Raw genomic sequence first — 18,068 nt, 5'->3', positions numbered from 1 at the left:
CCTTCGCGAGCAAGCTCGCTCCTACAGTAAAGCGCTCCCGATTTAGGGTGTCCGGTTGCGCCGGGTCTCAATGATGTTCGGCAACTGGGAAATACGCCCCAGCAACCGACCCAACGCGTCCAGCCCCGGAATCTCGATGGTCAGGGACATCAACGCAGTGTTGTCCTCTTTGTTCGAGCGGGTGTTGACCGCCAGCACGTTGATCCGCTCATTGAGCAGCACCTGCGAAACGTCGCGCAGCAGGCCGGAACGGTCGTAGGCGCGAATGACGATGTCCACCGGATAGGTCAACACCGGCACCGGGCCCCAGCTGACCTGGATGATCCGCTCCGGCTCACGCCCGCCCAGTTGCAACACCGAGGCACAGTCCTGGCGGTGAATACTCACCCCACGGCCTTGAGTGATGTAACCGACGATGGCGTCGCCCGGCAACGGCTGGCAGCAGCCAGCCATTTGCGTCATCAGGTTGCCGACACCCTGAATCTGGATATCGCCACGCTTGCCTGGCTTGTAGCCGGTGGCTTTACGCGGAATAAGCTCAAGCTGCTCGCTGCCACGCTCCGGCTCAACCAGTTGCTGGGCCAGATTCACCAACTGCGCCAAGCGCAAATCGCCAGCACCCAGGGCGGCGAACATGTCTTCGGCGATCTTCATGTTGGCCTTGTCGGCCAGCTTGTCGAAGTCCACCTGCGGCAGGCCAAGGCGTGCCAATTCGCGCTCAAGCAAGGTTTTACCGGCGGCGACGTTCTGGTCGCGCGCCTGCAATTTGAACCAGTGGACGATCTTCGCCCGCGCCCGGGAGGTGGTGATGTAGCCCAGGTTCGGGTTCAGCCAGTCGCGGCTCGGCGTACCGTGCTTGCTGGTGATGATCTCGACCTGTTCACCGGTCTGCAGGCTGTAGTTGAGCGGCACGATGCGCCCATTGATCTTCGCGCCACGGCAGTTGTGCCCGATCTCGGTGTGCACACGGTAGGCAAAATCCAGCGGCGTGGAGCCCTTGGGCAGGTCGATCGCGTGGCCGTCGGGGGTGAAGATGTAGACCCGGTCGGGTTCGATGTCCACCCGCAACTGGTCGGCCAAACCGCCGATGTCGCCCAGCTCTTCGTGCCATTCCAGCACCTGGCGCAACCAGGAGATTTTCTCTTCGTACTGGTTGGACCCGGCCTTGACGTCGGTGCCCTTGTAGCGCCAGTGAGCGCATACACCCAGCTCCGCTTCTTCGTGCATCGCATGGGTGCGAATCTGCACTTCCAGCACCTTGCCCTCGGGCCCGATCACTGCCGTATGCAACGAGCGGTAACCGTTTTCCTTGGGGTTGGCGATGTAGTCGTCGAATTCCTTGGGGATGTGCCGCCACAGCGTGTGGACGATACCCAACGCGGTGTAGCAGTCGCGCATTTCCGGCACCAGCACGCGCACGGCACGCACGTCGTAGATCTGGCTGAAGGCCAGGCCCTTGCGCTGCATTTTGCGCCAGATGGAATAGATGTGTTTGGCGCGGCCGCTGATGTCGGCTTCAACGCCGGTGGCCTGCAACTCCGTGCGCAACTGGCTCATCACGTCGGCGATGAAGCGCTCACGGTCGAGCCGCCGCTCATGGAGCAGCGTGGCAATCTGTTTGTATTGATCGGGTTCGAGGTAACGGAAGGACAAGTCCTCCAGTTCCCACTTGATATGGCCGATGCCCAGGCGGTGGGCCAGCGGCGCGTAGATGTCGAACACCTCGCGGGCGACGCGGTTGCGCTTTTCGTCATCGGCGGTTTTCACCGCACGAATCGCGCAAGTGCGCTCGGCCAGCTTGATCAGGGCGACGCGCACGTCGTCGACCATCGCCACCAGCATCTTGCGCAGGTTTTCCACCTGGCCCTGGGTGCCCAGCACCATGGACTGGCGCGGGCTGAGGCTGGCACTGATCGCCGCCATGCGCAGCACGCCGTCGATCAGCTTGGCCACCACCGTGCCGAAGCGCTGGCTGACGGTGGGCAGTTGAATATGCCCTTCGCGCACGCCGCGATACAGCACCGCCGCGATCAGCGAATCCTGATCGAGCTTGAGATCGGCGAGGATCTCAGCGATTTCCAACCCTGTGCGAAAGCTTGAAGTGCCTTCGGCCCACAGGTTCTTGGCCGCATTATCTTGCTGTTCAGACTCACGAGCGAACTCGCAGGCTGCTTTCAAGGCTTCACGGTCCAGTGCCGGGTCGACACTGATGGCATGATCCAGCCATGCCTCGAGATTGATACTGCCGTCGGTGTTGATCGGCTGGTGTGCTCTCACCTGTACCATCTTGCTTACCTTCCCTACGACGCACCTTTTAGTGCGTCAAAATCATCGCTGACCTGCTTTACAAAAAAGCTTGTGCACGCTCCCTGGCAGGTCACAGGCCCAGGAGATGCAGGCCAGTCGGATTAAACGGGCATCCTAGCCCGCTTCAAATAACGCCATGGCCTCGACATGGGCCGTCTGGGGAAACATGTCGAGGATCCCGGCACGTTTTAGCCGGTAGCCTTGCTTGACCAACTCGACCGTGTCCCGCGCCAGCGTTGCCGGATTGCAGGACACATACACCAGGCGATCAGCCCCCAGAGTGGCGAGCTTGCGCACAGCCTCCAGGGCACCATCGCGGGGTGGGTCCAAGAGTACCGCAGAAAAGCCCTGTTTGGCCCATTCCGCGTCGGTCAAAGGCTGGGACAAATCGGCCTGAAAAAACTGCACATTATGCAAATTATTACTGACGGCATTGTGTGCCGCCCGGTCCACCATGGCCTGCACGCCTTCCACCGCCACCACTTCCCGCACTTGGCGGGCCAGCGGCAAGGCGAAGTTGCCCAAGCCACAATACAAATCCAGTACCCGCTCGTCGGGCTTCGGCGCCAGCCATTCCAGGGCCTGGGCGACCATCGCCTCGTTGACCCCGGCGTTGACCTGCACGAAGTCTCCCGGGCGGTACGCCAGCTGCAAATCCCACTGCTCCAACCGGTAGCCCAACGCCTGGTCTGGCTCGAAAGGCTGCGGCTGGCCCTCGCCATGCAGCCACAACTGGGCTTCATGGAAGCTACAAAATTCCTGCAGGATCGTCAGGTCCGCTTCAGACAAGGGCGCCATATGTCGCAACAACACGGCGATCGACGAACCGCTGAACAACTCCACGTGCCCCAACGCCTGAGGTTTGCTCAAGCGTCGCAGCATGTTTGGCAAACGCTGCATGATCGGTTGCAAGGCCTGTACCAGCACCGGGCAATCGTCGATGGCGACGATGTCCTGGCTGGCCACGGCACGGAAACCCACCTCGAGCTTCTTCGCCTTGGCATCCCAGCGCACGGCCACGCGGGCGCGGCGGCGATAGCCGAATTCCGGCCCGCTCAAAGGCGCGGCCCACTCCTGGGGTTCGACACCGGCCACACGGGATAATTGCTCGGCGAGCATGCGCTGTTTCAGGGCAAGTTGTTCGTCATGGGGCAAGTGTTGCAGGCTGCAACCGCCACAGCGGCCGGCGTGGACACAGGGTGCCGGACGGCGCAGTTCGCTGGCGGTAAATACGCGCTCGGTGCGGGCCTCGACCACTTTGCCGTGGGCGCCCAACACCCGCGCCTCAACCTCTTCGCCAGCCAGGGCACCCACCACAAACCAGGTGCGGCCCTCAAAGAACACGATGCCACGGCCGTCATTGGCCAGGCGCTCGATAGTCAGGCGCTGCTTCTTGCCTACGGGAATCTGCGGGGCGCGGCTGCCGCCCGTCGGTTGGAAGCGCAGGCCTCTCTCGTGCTTGGCCATCAGTTGGGCGCGTCGAAAATGCCGGTCGACAGGTAACGGTCGCCACGGTCACAGATGATCGCGACGATCACCGCGTTTTCCAACTCCTGGGACAAGCGCAACATCCCGGCAACAGCGCCACCGGATGACACGCCGCAGAAGATGCCCTCTTCACGGGCCAACCGGCGGGTGGTGTCTTCGGCTTCACGCTGGGCCATGTCGATGATGCGATCAACGCGAGCGGCGTTGTAGATCTTCGGCAAGTACTCTTCGGGCCAACGACGGATCCCGGGGATCGCCGAACCTTCCATCGGTTGCAGGCCGACGATCTGGATCTCGGGATTCTGCTCCTTGAGGTAGCGCGAGTTGCCCATGATGGTCCCGGTGGTGCCCATCGAACTCACGAAATGAGTGATGGTGCCCTGGGTCTGGCGCCAGATTTCCGGGCCGGTGGTGGTGTAGTGCGCCTCGGGGTTATCGCCGTTGGCGAACTGGTCCAGCACCAGGCCACGGCCTTCGGCGGCCATACGCTCGGCGAGGTCGCGGGCGCCTTCCATGCCTTCTTCCTGGGTGACCAGGATCAACTCGGCGCCATAGGCGGTCATCGCTGCCTTGCGCTCGGCGCTGCCGTTGTCGGGCATGATCAGGACCATCTTGTAGCCCTTGATCGCCGCAGCCATGGCCAAGGCAATCCCGGTATTACCGGAGGTGGCTTCGATCAGGGTGTCGCCGGGCTTGATCTGCCCACGCAACTCGGCGCGGGTGATCATCGACAACGCAGGGCGGTCCTTGACCGAGCCGGCCGGGTTGTTCCCTTCGAGCTTGAGCAACAAGGTATTGCTGGTGTTGCCCGGCAGGCGCTGCAAACGGACCAGCGGGGTGTTGCCGACGCAATCGGCGATGGTGGGGTACTGCAAGGTCATGGCGTATTCGCAATCCAGACTGCGGGGGCGACCATCATACCGGGAAAGACTGGCGGGCCATATCACGCAAAGTGTGGTGCTTATGGCTTAATAGAATAAGCAGAATCTAGAGCCCGCAAACACGTAGTGAGACACACCCGATGTTTTTGTGTAGCAGCTGTCGCCCCCCCGCGAGGCTGCGTCGGGGGCGGCGCAGTCCTTTGCCTGGCGCGAGAGCGGCGGTGCGGCAGACGTAGCCTCGCTGGCGCTCGACAACTGCTACGGAGATTACGTGCCGTGGTTGCGTCGGTACACTTCCTGCCCCATCGCGGCAATTTGCCCGTCGATCAGCGCCTCAAATGGTTTCAATAACGGCTCAAATAAGGTCGGGGCTTCAAGCACCTGCAATGCCTGCACGATAGCTTCCACCGTCGACAATGCCCCGGGCCCCGGCGCCTTGCGCAGCCGGTAACGGGACACAGCGCCTTCCGCCAGCGTCACTCTTGGCAATGCTGCCAACAACGGATTGAGGTGCAGCAACTTGCGCGCTTTGCGCCAGGTGCCGTCCGGCACCACCAGCAGCAACGGTTCGTCGGAGGGCGCGTAGGCCTGCAACGGTTGTGCATCCTCGGCAGGGAATAACAATCGCGCTTGATAACCCGGCGGATTCAACAGTACCTGCAAATCCTCAAATACCTCGCCCACTACCAACTGCGCATTCACCAACCCCAGCGCCGCCAGCCGCGCTGTGTTCAAGGCATGATTCACCTCGCTCGGATGCTGCAACAGCAACACGCGGGTGCGGCTATCCAGGCTGGGGATCAGCGCGCACAGGCAATGAGTGGTGGGCCGCAGGCAGCGGGGGCATTGGGGTCTGGACATGGTTTTTCAGGCCTGGTTGAGCTGGGCTTTAAGTAAATCGCGGAAGGTCTGGATCAGTGGTTCGCGGCTGCGGCCCCGGCGCATGATCATCGAGAACGGCGCCTGGTAGCCAAAGGTCGCCGGCAGCAGCACCCGCAAATCCCCCTTGTCGGCCCAGGCCTGGGCGTAGTGTTCCGGCAGGTAGCCGATGTAGGCGCCGGACAGCACCAGGATCAGTTGCGCCTCCATACTTTCCACCGTGGCGGCGCTGTGCTTGAAGCCGTGGCGCGCCAGTTCGGCCTGGCTCCAGTAACCACGACCGACCATGCGTTGCTGGGTGATCACTTGCTCGGGGATGCGCCGCTCGTTGAACAACGGGTGGCGGGTGCTGCAATACAGCCAGTGCTGCTCGCGGTACAGCGGCATGTAGATCAGCCCGCTCATGCGATTGGAGAAGGCACCGATGGCCAGGTCCAGGCGATTGTCCTGCACCCCCAACTGCAACTCGTAAGGGCTCATCACCGACAGGTGCAAATGCACCGCCGGGTGTTCCTGGCTATAGGCGCCGATGACTTCGGCAAACGGCAGGGCCTTGTCGCTGACGGTGGAGTCGAGCACGCCGAGCTTCAGGGTGCCGCGCAACTCGCCTTTCAGCGCAGCGGCGTATTGCTCGAAGCCTTCCAGCTCGCCCAGCAGGCGCAGGGTTTCCTGATGGAACAGCTCGCCCTTGCTGGTGAGGCTGAACCCGCCCCGGCCGCGATGGCACAGCACCAGGCCCAATGCGGCTTCCAGCTGGCTCATGTAAGTGCTGATGGCCGAGGTCGACAGGTTGAGTTCGTGCTGGGCATTGGCGAAACCCTGGTGCCGCACGACGCTGACGAAGATGCGCAGGAGTTTCAGGTCGGGCAAGGCGTTGGCCATGGGCTCTCCAGAGGCAAACAAAAAACCTGTGGGAGCGAGCTTGCTTGCGAGTGCGGTGGATCAATCGAACCATCCGTGACTGACACACCGTATTCGCGAGCAAGCCCGCTCCCACATTTGAACCGAGTTTACCTCAGCCATTAGTTTAGAAAAATCTGAACTAAGTATTTGCCCCTGCCGATTCTTCCCTTCCCCTGCATTTCGCAGAATCGGCCTCTAATAAACACAACGATGAGGCAATCCCGTGGACAAGATTTTCCACCAACCACTGGGCGGCAACGAAATGCCGCGCTTCGCCGGCATCGCCACCATGATGCGTCTTCCCCATTTGCAATCGGCCAAGGGCCTGGACGCCGCCTTTGTCGGTGTGCCCCTGGACATCGGCACCTCCCTGCGTGCCGGCACCCGTTTCGGGCCGCGGGAAATCCGCGCTGAGTCGGTGATGATCCGCCCTTACAACATGGCCACCGGCGCTGCGCCGTTTGACTCGCTGTCGGTTGCCGACATCGGCGACGTGGCGATCAACACCTTCAACCTGCTGGACGCCGTGCGCATCATCGAAGAAGCCTACGACGAGATCCTCGAACACAACGTGATCCCGATGACCCTGGGTGGCGACCACACCATCACCCTGCCGATCCTGCGGGCGATCCACAAGAAACACGGCAAGGTCGGGCTGGTGCACATCGATGCCCACGCTGACGTCAACGACCATATGTTCGGCGAGAAAATCGCCCACGGCACTACCTTCCGCCGCGCGGTGGAAGAAGGCTTGCTGGATTGCGACCGCGTGGTCCAGATCGGCCTGCGCGCCCAAGGCTACACCGCCGAAGACTTCAACTGGAGCCGTAAACAGGGCTTCCGTGTGGTCCAGGCCGAAGAATGCTGGCACCACTCGTTGGCGCCACTGATGGCTGAAGTGCGCGAGAAAGTCGGCGGCGGCCCGGTGTACCTGAGCTTCGACATCGACGGCATCGACCCGGCCTGGGCGCCTGGCACCGGCACCCCGGAAATCGGTGGCTTGACCACGATCCAGGCGATTGAAATCATCCGCGGCTGCCAAGGCCTGGATCTGATTGGTTGCGATCTGGTAGAAGTTTCGCCGCCGTACGACACCACCGGCAACACCTCGCTGCTGGGCGCCAACCTGCTGTACGAAATGCTCTGCGTACTGCCGGGCGTGGCGCACCTCTGATGAGCGCCCAGGCCGAGGTAATAAAAGCCGCGGCCGACCTGGTGTCGGCCTTCGCCCGCAACGACCGCGCCGCCTACTTCGGCGCGTTCAGTGCCGGCGCCAGCTTCGTGTTCTACACCCTCCCCCAGCCGCTGCTGAGTCGCGATGCCTATCAGGTGTTGTGGGACAGCTGGCGCCGGGACGAGGGTTTTGAGGTGCTGTCCTGCACCTCAAGCAACGCTTTCGTCAGCCTGCACGGTGACGTCGCGGTATTTGTGCATGACGTGGCCACCGAGCTGCGCATGAACGGGGAGCAATTCTTCAGCCAGGAACGCGAGACCATTGTCTTCAAGCGACAAGGGGATCGCCCACAACAAAAAGAAGGCCTGTGGCTGGCCTGTCACGAACATTTGTCCGCTATGCCGGAAGGGCTGCCGCCCCATTAGCCAATGTGATCGGAGCAGATCATGAATAATAAAAACAACGAAAACAGTATTCGCAACATAGAAACCAACGGCGTCGAACAAATCCCGGACCACGAACGTACCGCCGGGCCGAAGGATTTGTTTCGCCTGATTTTCGGCGGTGCCAACACCTTCGCCACCGCCGTGCTGGGGAGCTTTCCGGTGCTGTTTGGCTTGTCGTTCCAGGCCGGCGTCTGGGCAATTGTGCTGGGCGTGCTGGTGGGTGCGGTGATCCTGGCGCCCATGGGCCTGTTCGGCCCGCTCAATGGCACCAATAACGCCGTGTCTTCCGGTGCGCACTTTGGTGTGCACGGGCGGATTGTCGGCTCGTTCCTGTCACTGCTGACCGCTATCGCGTTCTTCTCACTGTCGGTGTGGAGTTCAGGCGATGCGCTGGTAGGCGGTGCGAAACGGCTGGTGGGCTTGCCGGAAACCGACTTGACCCTGGGCCTGGCCTACGGCGTGTTCGCCATCCTCGTACTGACGGTGTGCATCTACGGCTTTCGTTTCATGCTGTGGGTCAACCGCATTGCAGTATGGGCGGCGAGCCTGCTGTTCCTGTTGGGCATCTTCGCCTTCGCACCCGCTTTCGACAGTCACTTCGCCGGCACCGTTGCCCTCGGCCAGACCGGTTTCTGGGCGGCGTTTATCGGTGCGGCACTGGTGGCCATGAGCAACCCGATTTCCTTCGGGGCGTTCCTCGGTGACTGGTCGCGCTACATCCCGCGGGAAACCTCGAAGACGCGGATCATGCTGGCGGTGGTGTTCGCACAGATCGCGACGTTGATCCCGTTCCTGTTCGGCCTGGCCACCGCGACCATCGTGGCGGTCAAGGCACCGGACTATATCGCGGCCAACAACTATGTCGGCGGCCTGCTGGCGGTGGCACCGAGCTGGTTCTTCCTGCCGGTGTGCCTGATCGCGGTGATCGGCGGCATGTCCACCGGCACCACCTCGCTGTATGGCACCGGCCTGGACATGTCCCGCGTGTTCCCGCGGCTGCTGTCCCGGGTCAAGGCGACGCTGCTGATCGGGGTGATGTCGATTGCCTTCATCTTTATCGGACGTTTCGCCGCCAACCTGGTGCAGAGCGTGTCGACCTTCGCCGTGCTGATCATCACCTGCACCACGCCGTGGATGGTGATGATGATCATCGGCCTGATCGTACGCCGGGGCTACTACTGCCCGGACGACCTGCAAGTGTTCACTCGCGGTGAAACCGGCGGGCGCTACTGGTTCAGCCACGGCTGGAACTGGCGCGGCCTGGGGGCCTGGATCCCGAGTGCGCTGGTGGGCCTGTGCTTCGTCAACCTGCCGGGACAGTTTGTCGGGCCGCTGGGCAACCTCGCCGACGGCATCGACATCAGCTTGCCGGTAACGCTTGGGCTGGCCTCGCTGGTGTACCTGACGCTGCTTCGCATGTTCCCTGAACCGGCTTCCGTTTACGGGCCGACCGATCCACGCAGCAAGAGCATGGATTCGCTCGCTAAATCGGCGCTGCAACCTGCCGCCTGATCGCTCATAAAAAAGATAATCGGAGACTCGCCGTCATGGCTTTAGATCTATTCGTCGTCCTCATCTACGCCGCCGGCATGCTGGTGCTCGGCTACTACGGCATGCGCCGCGCCAAGACCCATGAAGATTACCTGGTGGCGGGCCGCAACCTCGGCCCTACGCTGTACATGGGCACCATGGCCGCCACCGTACTGGGCGGTGCCTCCACCGTCGGCACTGTACGCTTGGGTTATGTGCATGGTATTTCCGGCTTCTGGCTATGCGCCGCGTTGGGCGCCGGGATCATTGCGCTGAACCTGTTCCTGGCCAAGCCGCTGCTGAAACTGAAAATCTTCACCGTGACCCAGGTCCTGGAGAAACGCTACAACCCCATGGCCCGCCAGGCCAGTGCGGTGATCATGCTGGCCTACGCGCTGATGATCGGCGTGACCTCGATCCTCGCCATCGGCACCGTGCTGCAAGTGCTGTTCGACCTGCCGTTCTGGATCTCGGTATTGGTCGGCGGTGGCGTGGTGGTGGTGTACTCGACCATCGGCGGCATGTGGTCGCTGACCCTGACCGACATCGTGCAGTTCGTGATCAAGACCGTTGGCCTGATGTTTATCCTGCTGCCGATCTGCCTGTACCGCGTCGGCGGTTGGGACGAACTGGTGGCCAAACTGCCCGCGTCGAATTTCAGCTTCACTGAAATCGGCTGGGACACCATCATCACCTACTTCATGATCTACTTCTTCGGCATCCTGATCGGCCAGGACATCTGGCAACGGGTGTTCACCGCCCGCGACGAAAAGGTCGCCAAGTACGCAGGCACGTTCGCCGGTTTCTACTGCATCCTCTACGGCCTGGCCTGTGCGCTGATCGGCATGGCCGCCCACGTACTGATCCCGGACCTGGACAACGTCAACAACGCGTTCGCCGCCATCGTCAAAGTCTCGTTGCCGGACGGTATCCGCGGCCTGGTAATCGCCGCCGCACTGGCTGCGATGATGTCCACCGCCAGCGCCGGTTTGCTCGCCGCTTCCACCGTACTGACCGAAGACCTGCTGCCACGCCTGCGGGGCGGTAAACAGTCGAGCCTGAAGATCAACCGCCTGTTTACCTTGCTGACCGGTATCGCCGTGCTGGGCATCGCACTGGTGGTAACCGATGTAATCAGCGCACTGACCCTGGCTTACAACCTGTTGGTGGGCGGCATGCTAATCCCGCTGATCGGCGCGATTTTCTGGAAACGCGCGACGACGTCCGGGGCGATCACGTCCATGACCCTGGGTTTTGTGACGGCGCTGGTATTCATGATCAAGGATGGCTTGGATGCCAACACGCCGATCTACTACAGCCTGGGCGTGGGCCTGGTGAGTTTTGTGGTGGTGAGTTTGCTGTCGCGTCGTCCGGAGGCTGTAGCAGCTCGGGCGATCTGAACGAACATTTGAAAGAAGCTTTCGTCAGCGGGTGCGACGTCGGATGTCGCACCCGTTTTTTTCACCCCCACATTGCCGAAACTGCTGGCGCTCTTGCCTGGATGACTTCCTGGACCAAAGACGCCCATACCAATCCCTGGGTCGTGCCTGCGGCATACGTTGCCCCGGCGACAATTCGGTTGTATGCCGACCAATAAACGATTGAAAGGCCATCTGCGGTGCCGGGCCTGGCACATTCAATAAGCTGCAAGTCGCCACGTTCGATGGCCATGGTGTAGGACTGTGGAAAGTGCCGAGAAACAGCAGCCAGACACGCCGCCCGTATCTGCTCCTTGTACTGCGGCGTCGAATCGGGCGGAACCTGCCCGCCGGAGACAAGAATGTAGTCCCCGTCCAACCGGCAATTCATGACACCGATTGGCAGATCGTACTGCAGCTTGAGTCCGCGCATTTCGACACCTTCATTACCAACGGCGCGAAGTTTGAAAAACCAGCCAATGATCGCGACTACTTCGGGCTCCTCTACCCCCATGGCGGTTACGACGAAGTGCTCTCTACTCAGATCAGCAATTTGGACCGGGCTTAGGTGCTGGGGCATGAACCGAACCCCAGAGCGCAGCAAAAGCGTCTCCATTTCAGCCATAAGATCGCCAAATTCCAGATCGTAGCCCGATATCTCAATAGCCCGACCGACCCCTGGAACGCCATAACGTGACTGGAATTGCATTTGGCTGATCTCTGCAAGTTCACATCCCGGCCTGCCACTCGGCCAAGGGCTGTTTTCAATATCGCGCTGCTCTTGGATCGCGGCCTCTACGCTACTGGCGTCGTCCACATAGGCACGTACAATCCGCGAGCGCGCAAATTTTGCCAGCGATGGGTTGTCAGCCAGTAGCTTTTCAAACAGCTCGATCCCTGCACGATTGCACTCAACGGCCAGATGCTGATTTCCGGGAGTCAGGTAATCGTTATGCAGCGGCTTTGCAGTCGTCTCCGTTGCTGACAAATGACGCATGTTCACCTGCTTATGACTGGCACCATCCCGCTCCTGATTGCCTCCGTAAACCATGACCTGATAATTCGCCAGGCGGAACATCACGGCTTGGAGCAGGCCGTTGATACCTCTGCCAATGATCGACACACGCGGTGCACCGGCCTCTGCCTGCTCAGCGGGGATCATCAATGAGTGTGCAAGTTTTCGTCTGACAAGGCCGTGCAAGGCCACCAAGCTCAGTTGCACTGAGACCGCATAGTCGAGGTCGCAATGGCAGGCTTCAGTGGTTGCCGCCTGTGTCGTCAGCGTCGCCGGCTTGTACCATGTGGAGACACTGCAACCGAGCGCTTGTGTGCGCACCCGAAACGCATCCAGTGTCCTGGGCCCGTAGTCCAATACCAGTTGGACGTCTTCGGCCGTTGCCAGAGTCTGCAAAGCATCATCGCTAAAGACATCTGGCTTGGCGACACAGACCAGGCGAGCGTGTCTGGGCATACACTGAATGAGGGTCCGATCAATGCAATGCGCGGACTCATCATTCAACGACAAGCATATGGCGACCGCATAGGCACCCTGCAACGCCTCGAGCCAGTCTGCGACAAATGAAACTCTGCAACTGGAAGAGGCTTTCCCGATCTTGTCCGGCGCGCGATCGCGTCGATCCAACACCTTAATCCGAACATCCGGATCTCGATCAAGCAACAACTTAACAAGCTCTTTCCCTACATTGCCGTATCCCAGCACGCAGATTTCACGGGGTATGGAGCCATCGGCCTGTGTCAGCCAGTGCGCAATATAAGCAGCAACATGCGGTGCATTAACCCCTGGTGTATTGACCACTCGAATATTGTTAGATTCGCAAAGATCCAGCCGCACTTTATCCAGACTCGCACCTCTGCGGACTAAGTAGAGGTCTCCAAATGGGTGCGATATACGCCATTGAGCAATGATATCTGCATCAATAGTTTGGTCCCCGACAATGATCGTTGATGGGCGCAGGAGTCCAATCTGTAAGAGCAGAACTTGCTTGGTTAATGTCGGAGGGAAAAACACTACGTTGCTGGGTGCGTCAGCCTTCCAGCCTCTCGACACAGGTGCGATATGTAAAATATTCTCGGTTGTGGCGATGAGTGACGCGGCGACTGGCGGAACGGAAGAGAACATCATAGTTTTGTCTCCAACAATTCTGACTGACTTATGCCCCGGAGAGCGGAATTCAATAAAGTTGGGGAATTGCATAAATGCAAACGATACAAATCTTTTCGTGATGAAACTCAACCTACGCTTGTCTTTAAAATAAAATAAGCCAGCCGACTCTGACAAATAGGTAGTCCAATTCCGACAGTTAACGCCAAAGCATGACTGACGCGCACGAACTCGGACTACTTATCCATATTACAGTGAAACTATTAAACGATATATTTGAAGAACTTTTCCGGAAAGCAGACGCTTCCATCCGAACGATCGTTCAGATCAACCGTTTTTTGCCTGTCCGAGCTAGTGCGTTGCACTTGAAAACATATCGTCGCACTCTTTGCAGGCGAAATATTGCTCCGCCGCAGGGCACGCAATCACGCCAATGCCCCCCGCCCTCACCTGCCAAGTGCAGGCCTTCCCGCTGTATTTCAATGTGCCTTCAAGGTAACAAGGCGCCCATTCGTAGTCGTCATGCAACGCTCGGCTATCGATGGTTATGGCGCGCTGGAAAAAGCTCAGTACCTGGTTCTGGTCGAGAGGTACGTCGGAGGGTCGGCAGCTACCAGGCTCTTGGGACTGGAAGCCGGAGACGGCGATGTCTCCCAGGTTGTTAGAGTCAAACGTGTGCGGCTGTGCGCAACCGCCCAGGAGTGTCAGCAGCGCCGCCAACCAGAGCACGCGTTTCACTTGCGAACCACGCTGGAGCCAAGCATCGACATATGACGGCTTACTTCTTCAAGAAAGGCAGAAATATAGAGCGCTGAGATAATCGAAACGACAGAACAACAGGAAATGTCCGACCAGAATACTTCCGCAGTCAGACAGATACGTTTTGTTGGATTGGCAGAAAAATCACACCTGCAAGCAACACTTCAGGTGACAGGAATACACCCTGGAAATGACCAGCCCGTCAGCGCTCACACGATAAAACCTACAGTCGCGAGAGCGCTTTTCAGGACTTACCTGCGACGCGGGCGACGCTGCTCGTCATCGGTGCGAATTGGCACCGGTTGCAGCGGTGGCTCGATCAAGCCGAGTGCGACGCCGAGGTCGTGCAGCCAGTTTTGCAGTTTCTCTTTCATGGTGCCCCCTTGGGGTAATGCCGAGCGGCTGGAATTCTGTGGCCGCTTCCTACAGATAGTAGTCTTAAGTCCTACGTATTGCTTGAACGAAACCACAACGAACTATTACTGAATTGATCAAAATCCTGACGGATCGTTCAAGCAATCGCTCGTCTGTCTGCTTCGGGTACGACTTTGCCCTCTTGCTGCAGGTCAATCCATGCATTGAGATTAGCGCCGAGCATGCCCTTGCGCCACATCAACCAAGTGGTAGCGCTGGCAAAAGGCTCTGCCAACGGATGAATGGACACGCTGTCCTTGCCCGGCAGGCTGTCGAGCATCGATTCAGACATCAATGCCACGCCGGAACCGGCGATCACACAGGCCAGCATGCCTTGGTAGGACTCGATTTCGATGGCCCGGCCCATGGCCACACGGTCGTGGGAAAACCAGGCTTCCAGCCGCGCCCGGTAGGAACAGCTGCGTCGGAAAGTGAATACCGAGCGGCCGGCCACGTCCTGCGGGCCACGCACGGGCGGGTGATCGGCCTCGCAAATCAGCAGCAGCCGCTCTTCGCACAGCGGCACGCCATCGAGGGTGGCCAGGGCCAGCGGCCCGTCTACCAGCGCGGCGTCCAGACGCCCGGTAATCAAACCTTCCAGCAGTTCGCCGCTGGGGGCTGACTGCACCTGCAGGTTCACCATCGGATACGCCTTGTGGTAACGCGCCAGCAGCTTGGGCAAGTGAATCGCCGCCGTGCTGTACATGCTGCCCAGCACAAAGTCGCCGGCCGGTTGACCGCCTTGCACCGCGCCATGGGCTTCGTCGTGCAGAGCCAGCAGGCGCGCGCTGTAGTCCAACAGCACTTTGCCTGCGGGAGAAAGCTGCAAACGTTGGCGCTCGCGTACGAACAGTTCGACGCCGAGCTGTTCTTCCATTTGTTTAAGTCGGGTCGACAAGTTGGACGGCACCCGGTGCAAACGCTCGGCGGCGCGGGTGATGGAGCCCTCCTCGGCCACGGCCTGGAAAATCCGCAATTGACTAAACTCCATCACCTTTCTCCAAAACTGAACAAGTTACTCACTATTATTCATTTTTAAAGAAAGTCAATCAGCTTTAGCCTGATGGTTACTCGCTTCCCGTAGGAACCTTGACCATGTCACCGCTGATCCGCTTAATCGCCAGCTTTATCGCCTTGATGATGGCCATGGGCATTGGCCGCTTCGCGCTTACCCCGCAAATGCCGCATTTGCTCAGTGAAGGCCAGATCGACCTGACCGGCGCCGGATTGATCGCGGCGGCCAACTACCTGGGTTATTTCGTCGGGGCGGTGGATTCGATCTTTGCCCGCAGCCATCACCATGTACGCGGACGTTTATACGGTGGGCTTTGGTTGTGTGTGCTGCTGACCCTGGCGTCGTACTGGGCCCACGGGTTCTGGCCGCACCTGCTGTTGCGCTTCGGTACCGGTGTGGCGAGCGCTTGGGCGTTGGTGATGATCACCAGCCTGAGCCAACCGCTGGCCATTGCGGCCGGGCGCCCACGCTTGGGTGCACTGGTGTTTGCCGGACCGGGGCTGGGGATTCTGTTGACCGGGTTGCTGGCGTTGGGCTCCAACCTGTTGGGGCAAAACTCTGCAACTTTGTGGCTGGTGTATGGCGTGGTCGCCCTGATCATGCTGCTGGCAATCCTGCCGTTCCTGCCCAAGCCTTCCGCTGCCAACGCGCCCGTTGCCAGCCACACCGAGGTGGTGAGCAACGGCAGCATCACACACCTGTGCTGGATCTACGTGTTGTACGGCCTCGGCTACATCATCCCGGCGACGTTCCTGTCACAGATGGCCAGCGCGCAATTCAAAGGCGCCTGGCAAGCAGACCTGTTTTGGCCCTGCTTTGGCCTGGCCGCCGCGATTGGCGTGGTGGTCGCGAGCCTGCGCCGCAAGGACCCGGACACCACCCGCCGCTGGCTGATGACCACCCTTTGGCTGCAAGCGGCCGGGGTGTTTGCCTGCCTGTTGGGCAACGGGTGGGGCCTGGCGCTGGGGGTGTTGCTGTGCGGTGGGCCATTCCTGGCGTGCATGCAACTGGTGATGGCGCGCTTGCGTGAGGTCGCCCCCCACGGCTACCAGCGCAGCACCGGGTTGCTGACCGCCAGCTTTGCAATCGGCCAATTGAGCGGGCCGTTGCTGGCGTCGGTCAGCAGCCACCTCAGTGGTGGCCTGCAACCGGCGCTGGTGGTCGCCGGCGCCGGTTTATTAGTGGCGGGCTCGGTACTGGTCAGCCGGCAACCATCGGTGCAGGCGCACGAACCTGTTCACGCCGCGCCAACACCAGGAAAAACAGCCCACCCAGGAAGCAGCCGGTAAACCAGGCGAAGTTGGCCATGCCCTGCAGCGCCGGGGTAAAGGTGATCGCGACGCCCACCAGCGTCGCGGGCACCAGTGCCTTGACCGCCGTCCAGTTCACGCCGCCGTCAAAGTAGTAGCGCCCGCTCGGGCTGTCATCGAACAGCGCGTCCACATCGATCTTCTGCTTTTTGATCAGATAGAAATCCACCAGCAGAATCCCGAACAACGGCCCGATAAACGCCGCGAGGATGTCGAGGGTGTAGTGGATCATCAACGGGTTGTTGAACAGGTTCCACGGAGTGATGAAGATCGAGGCTACCGCCGCAATCATCCCGCCGGCGCGCCAGCTGATTTTGCTGGGTGCCACGTTGGCAAAGTCAAAGGCCGGCGAGACGAAGTTCGCCACGATATTGATGCCGATGGTCGCGGTGACGAAGGCGAACGCCCCCAGCAGCACAGCCATGTCGTTGTCGATGCGCGAGACGGTAGCAATCGGGTCGTGGAGCATTTCGCCGAACACCGGCAAGGTGCCCGAGACGATCACCACGGTAACCAGGGAGAACGCCAGGAAATTTACCGGCAAGCCCCAGAAGTTTCCGCGACGTACATCCTTCATCGTGCGGCAGTAGCGGCTGAAATCACCGAAATTCAAGGTCGGCCCGGAAAAGTACGAGACCACCAATGCCGTCGCCACGATGATTTGGCCAAACGCCTGCCAGCCTGACAGCGACTTTTCCGCCAGGGTGAAGCTGATATTCGCCCAGCCCGCCTTCCAGACGATCCAGCCGGCCAGGACAAACATCACCGCATAGACAATGGGCCCCGCCCAGTCGATGAAACGACGGATGGATTCCATACCGGCCCAGAACACCAGCGCCTGGAGCGTCCACAGGCTGAGGAAACCGAACCAACCCAGGTACGACAGACCGGCAAAATGCGGCTCTGCGTATACCGCCATCTGTGGGAAAAAGCGCAGCACCACAATGATCAGTGCGCTGGATGCCAGGTACGTCTGGATTCCGTACCAGGCCACCGCAATCAAGCCGCGAATCACTGCCGGAATATTTGCACCGAATACACCAAAGGCCAGCCGGCAGATCACCGGGTACGGTACCGCCGCCTGTTGGCTCGGTTTGGCCACCAGGTTGGCGATCAATTGCACAATGCAGATCCCGGCGAGCAAGGCGATCAATACTTGCCAACTCGCCAGCCCCAGGGCAAACAGGCTGGCGGCGAATACGTAACCGCCGACGCTGTGCACGTCGCTCATCCAGAAGGCGAAGATGTTGTACCAGTTCCACTTTTGCGGCAGCGGTCCCAGGTCTTGGTTGTACAGGCGCGGGCTGTAGCCTTTGGGCAATTGTTCGGTCATCGCAGGGCTCCTCGTAAATACCGGCCTGCCACCCGCGACGGGAGTGCGTACGGGAGGCGGCATGGTTTGTATACGAGTTGATGAGCAGA

General features: G+C 60.2%; 14 protein-coding genes. 5 read left to right on the top strand and 9 right to left on the bottom strand.

All coding sequences use genetic code 11. The annotated features are described in order from the left end of the window. Positions 1–42 precede the first annotated feature (42 nt). From relA to ACA046_RS07925, 5 genes are all read right to left on the bottom strand, one after another. Positions 43–2,286 (bottom strand): GTP diphosphokinase, encoded by a 2,244-nt coding sequence (gene relA / locus ACA046_RS07945; protein ID WP_076014756.1) that lies wholly within the window; start codon positions 2,284–2,286, stop codon positions 43–45. A 135-nt stretch (positions 2,287–2,421) separates the two neighbouring features. Next, positions 2,422–3,774, bottom strand: coding sequence for a 23S rRNA (uracil(1939)-C(5))-methyltransferase RlmD (rlmD, locus tag ACA046_RS07940; RefSeq protein WP_497676235.1), 1,353 nt, complete (start codon positions 3,772–3,774; stop codon positions 2,422–2,424). Then, a complete protein-coding gene (cysM, locus tag ACA046_RS07935; RefSeq protein WP_017479132.1) occupies positions 3,774–4,676 on the bottom strand; it encodes a cysteine synthase CysM in 903 nt (300 codons plus the stop codon). The genes rlmD and cysM overlap by 1 nt, the downstream gene beginning before the upstream one ends. A gap of 267 nt (positions 4,677–4,943) precedes the next feature. Further along, complete coding sequence (locus ACA046_RS07930) at positions 4,944–5,537, bottom strand: tRNA-uridine aminocarboxypropyltransferase (RefSeq protein ID WP_497676234.1); 594 nt, start codon at positions 5,535–5,537, stop codon at positions 4,944–4,946. A gap of 6 nt (positions 5,538–5,543) precedes the next feature. After that, complete coding sequence (locus tag ACA046_RS07925; RefSeq protein WP_003210734.1) at positions 5,544–6,437, bottom strand: LysR family transcriptional regulator; 894 nt, start codon at positions 6,435–6,437, stop codon at positions 5,544–5,546. A gap of 244 nt (positions 6,438–6,681) precedes the next feature. Here ACA046_RS07925 and speB point away from each other — a divergent pair, with 244 nt between their 5' ends. From speB to ACA046_RS07905, 4 genes are read left to right on the top strand one after another with little or no spacing between them, the layout of a single operon-like run. Beyond that, positions 6,682–7,632 (top strand): agmatinase, encoded by a 951-nt coding sequence (gene speB, locus ACA046_RS07920; protein ID WP_497676233.1) that lies wholly within the window; start codon positions 6,682–6,684, stop codon positions 7,630–7,632. After that, entirely contained in the window at positions 7,632–8,057 is a 426-nt protein-coding gene (locus ACA046_RS07915; RefSeq protein ID WP_497676232.1) for a YybH family protein, read from the top strand. Before speB ends, ACA046_RS07915 begins: the two co-directional genes overlap by 1 nt. 21 nt (positions 8,058–8,078) lie before the next feature. Next, positions 8,079–9,590 (top strand): purine-cytosine permease family protein, encoded by a 1,512-nt coding sequence (locus ACA046_RS07910; RefSeq protein ID WP_497676231.1) that lies wholly within the window; start codon positions 8,079–8,081, stop codon positions 9,588–9,590. A gap of 35 nt (positions 9,591–9,625) precedes the next feature. After that, the gene (locus tag ACA046_RS07905) at positions 9,626–11,008 is read left to right on the top strand and encodes a sodium:solute symporter family protein (RefSeq protein WP_076014769.1); all 1,383 of its coding nucleotides are present in this window, start codon (positions 9,626–9,628) and stop codon (positions 11,006–11,008) included. Positions 11,009–11,069: 61 nt separating this feature from the next. Here the strand turns inward: ACA046_RS07905 and ACA046_RS07900 are convergent, their stop codons facing one another. The 3 genes from ACA046_RS07900 to ptrR form a co-directional block, all read right to left on the bottom strand. Next, positions 11,070–13,169 (bottom strand): NAD(P)-dependent oxidoreductase, encoded by a 2,100-nt coding sequence (locus tag ACA046_RS07900; protein WP_459026871.1) that lies wholly within the window; start codon positions 13,167–13,169, stop codon positions 11,070–11,072. Between the two features lie 989 nt (positions 13,170–14,158). Continuing rightward, entirely contained in the window at positions 14,159–14,281 is a 123-nt protein-coding gene (locus ACA046_RS07895) for a PA1414 family protein (protein ID WP_003210728.1), read from the bottom strand. Positions 14,282–14,418: 137 nt separating this feature from the next. Then, positions 14,419–15,312: a putrescine utilization regulator PtrR gene (gene ptrR, locus ACA046_RS07890; RefSeq protein ID WP_167662693.1), complete on the bottom strand. Its 894-nt coding sequence runs from the start codon at positions 15,310–15,312 to the stop codon at positions 14,419–14,421. 104 nt (positions 15,313–15,416) lie between these two features. On the opposite strand from ptrR, the gene ACA046_RS07885 reads away from it, so the two are divergent. Beyond that, entirely contained in the window at positions 15,417–16,625 is a 1,209-nt protein-coding gene (locus ACA046_RS07885) for an MFS transporter (protein WP_497676230.1), read from the top strand. Here the strand turns inward: ACA046_RS07885 and ACA046_RS07880 are convergent. After that, entirely contained in the window at positions 16,537–17,979 is a 1,443-nt protein-coding gene (locus tag ACA046_RS07880) for an NCS1 family nucleobase:cation symporter-1 (RefSeq protein ID WP_497676229.1), read from the bottom strand. The genes ACA046_RS07885 and ACA046_RS07880 overlap by 89 nt on opposite strands. Positions 17,980–18,068 lie beyond the last annotated feature (89 nt).

It is taken from the genome of Pseudomonas sp. LBUM1641 (genome assembly GCF_059716235.1).
The sequence above is the reverse complement of the archived record's forward strand: the minus strand, read 5'-3'. Positions and strand labels throughout refer to the sequence as shown.

What these genes read in the sequence shown, in the direction of transcription:
- relA (WP_076014756.1), bottom strand. Translation starts at nt 2,286, where the DNA reads ATGGTACAGGTGAGAGCACACCAGCCGATCAACACCGACGGCAGTATC.
- rlmD (WP_497676235.1), bottom strand. Translation starts at nt 3,774, where the DNA reads ATGGCCAAGCACGAGAGAGGCCTGCGCTTCCAACCGACGGGCGGCAGC.
- cysM (WP_017479132.1), bottom strand. Translation starts at nt 4,676, where the DNA reads ATGACCTTGCAGTACCCCACCATCGCCGATTGCGTCGGCAACACCCCG.
- ACA046_RS07930 (WP_497676234.1), bottom strand. Translation starts at nt 5,537, where the DNA reads ATGTCCAGACCCCAATGCCCCCGCTGCCTGCGGCCCACCACTCATTGC.
- ACA046_RS07925 (WP_003210734.1), bottom strand. Translation starts at nt 6,437, where the DNA reads ATGGCCAACGCCTTGCCCGACCTGAAACTCCTGCGCATCTTCGTCAGC.
- ACA046_RS07915 (WP_497676232.1), top strand. Translation starts at nt 7,632, where the DNA reads ATGAGCGCCCAGGCCGAGGTAATAAAAGCCGCGGCCGACCTGGTGTCG.
- ACA046_RS07910 (WP_497676231.1), top strand. Translation starts at nt 8,079, where the DNA reads ATGAATAATAAAAACAACGAAAACAGTATTCGCAACATAGAAACCAAC.
- ACA046_RS07905 (WP_076014769.1), top strand. Translation starts at nt 9,626, where the DNA reads ATGGCTTTAGATCTATTCGTCGTCCTCATCTACGCCGCCGGCATGCTG.
- ACA046_RS07900 (WP_459026871.1), bottom strand. Translation starts at nt 13,169, where the DNA reads ATGATGTTCTCTTCCGTTCCGCCAGTCGCCGCGTCACTCATCGCCACA.
- ACA046_RS07895 (WP_003210728.1), bottom strand. Translation starts at nt 14,281, where the DNA reads ATGAAAGAGAAACTGCAAAACTGGCTGCACGACCTCGGCGTCGCACTC.
- ptrR (WP_167662693.1), bottom strand. Translation starts at nt 15,312, where the DNA reads ATGGAGTTTAGTCAATTGCGGATTTTCCAGGCCGTGGCCGAGGAGGGC.
- ACA046_RS07885 (WP_497676230.1), top strand. Translation starts at nt 15,417, where the DNA reads ATGTCACCGCTGATCCGCTTAATCGCCAGCTTTATCGCCTTGATGATG.
- ACA046_RS07880 (WP_497676229.1), bottom strand. Translation starts at nt 17,979, where the DNA reads ATGACCGAACAATTGCCCAAAGGCTACAGCCCGCGCCTGTACAACCAA.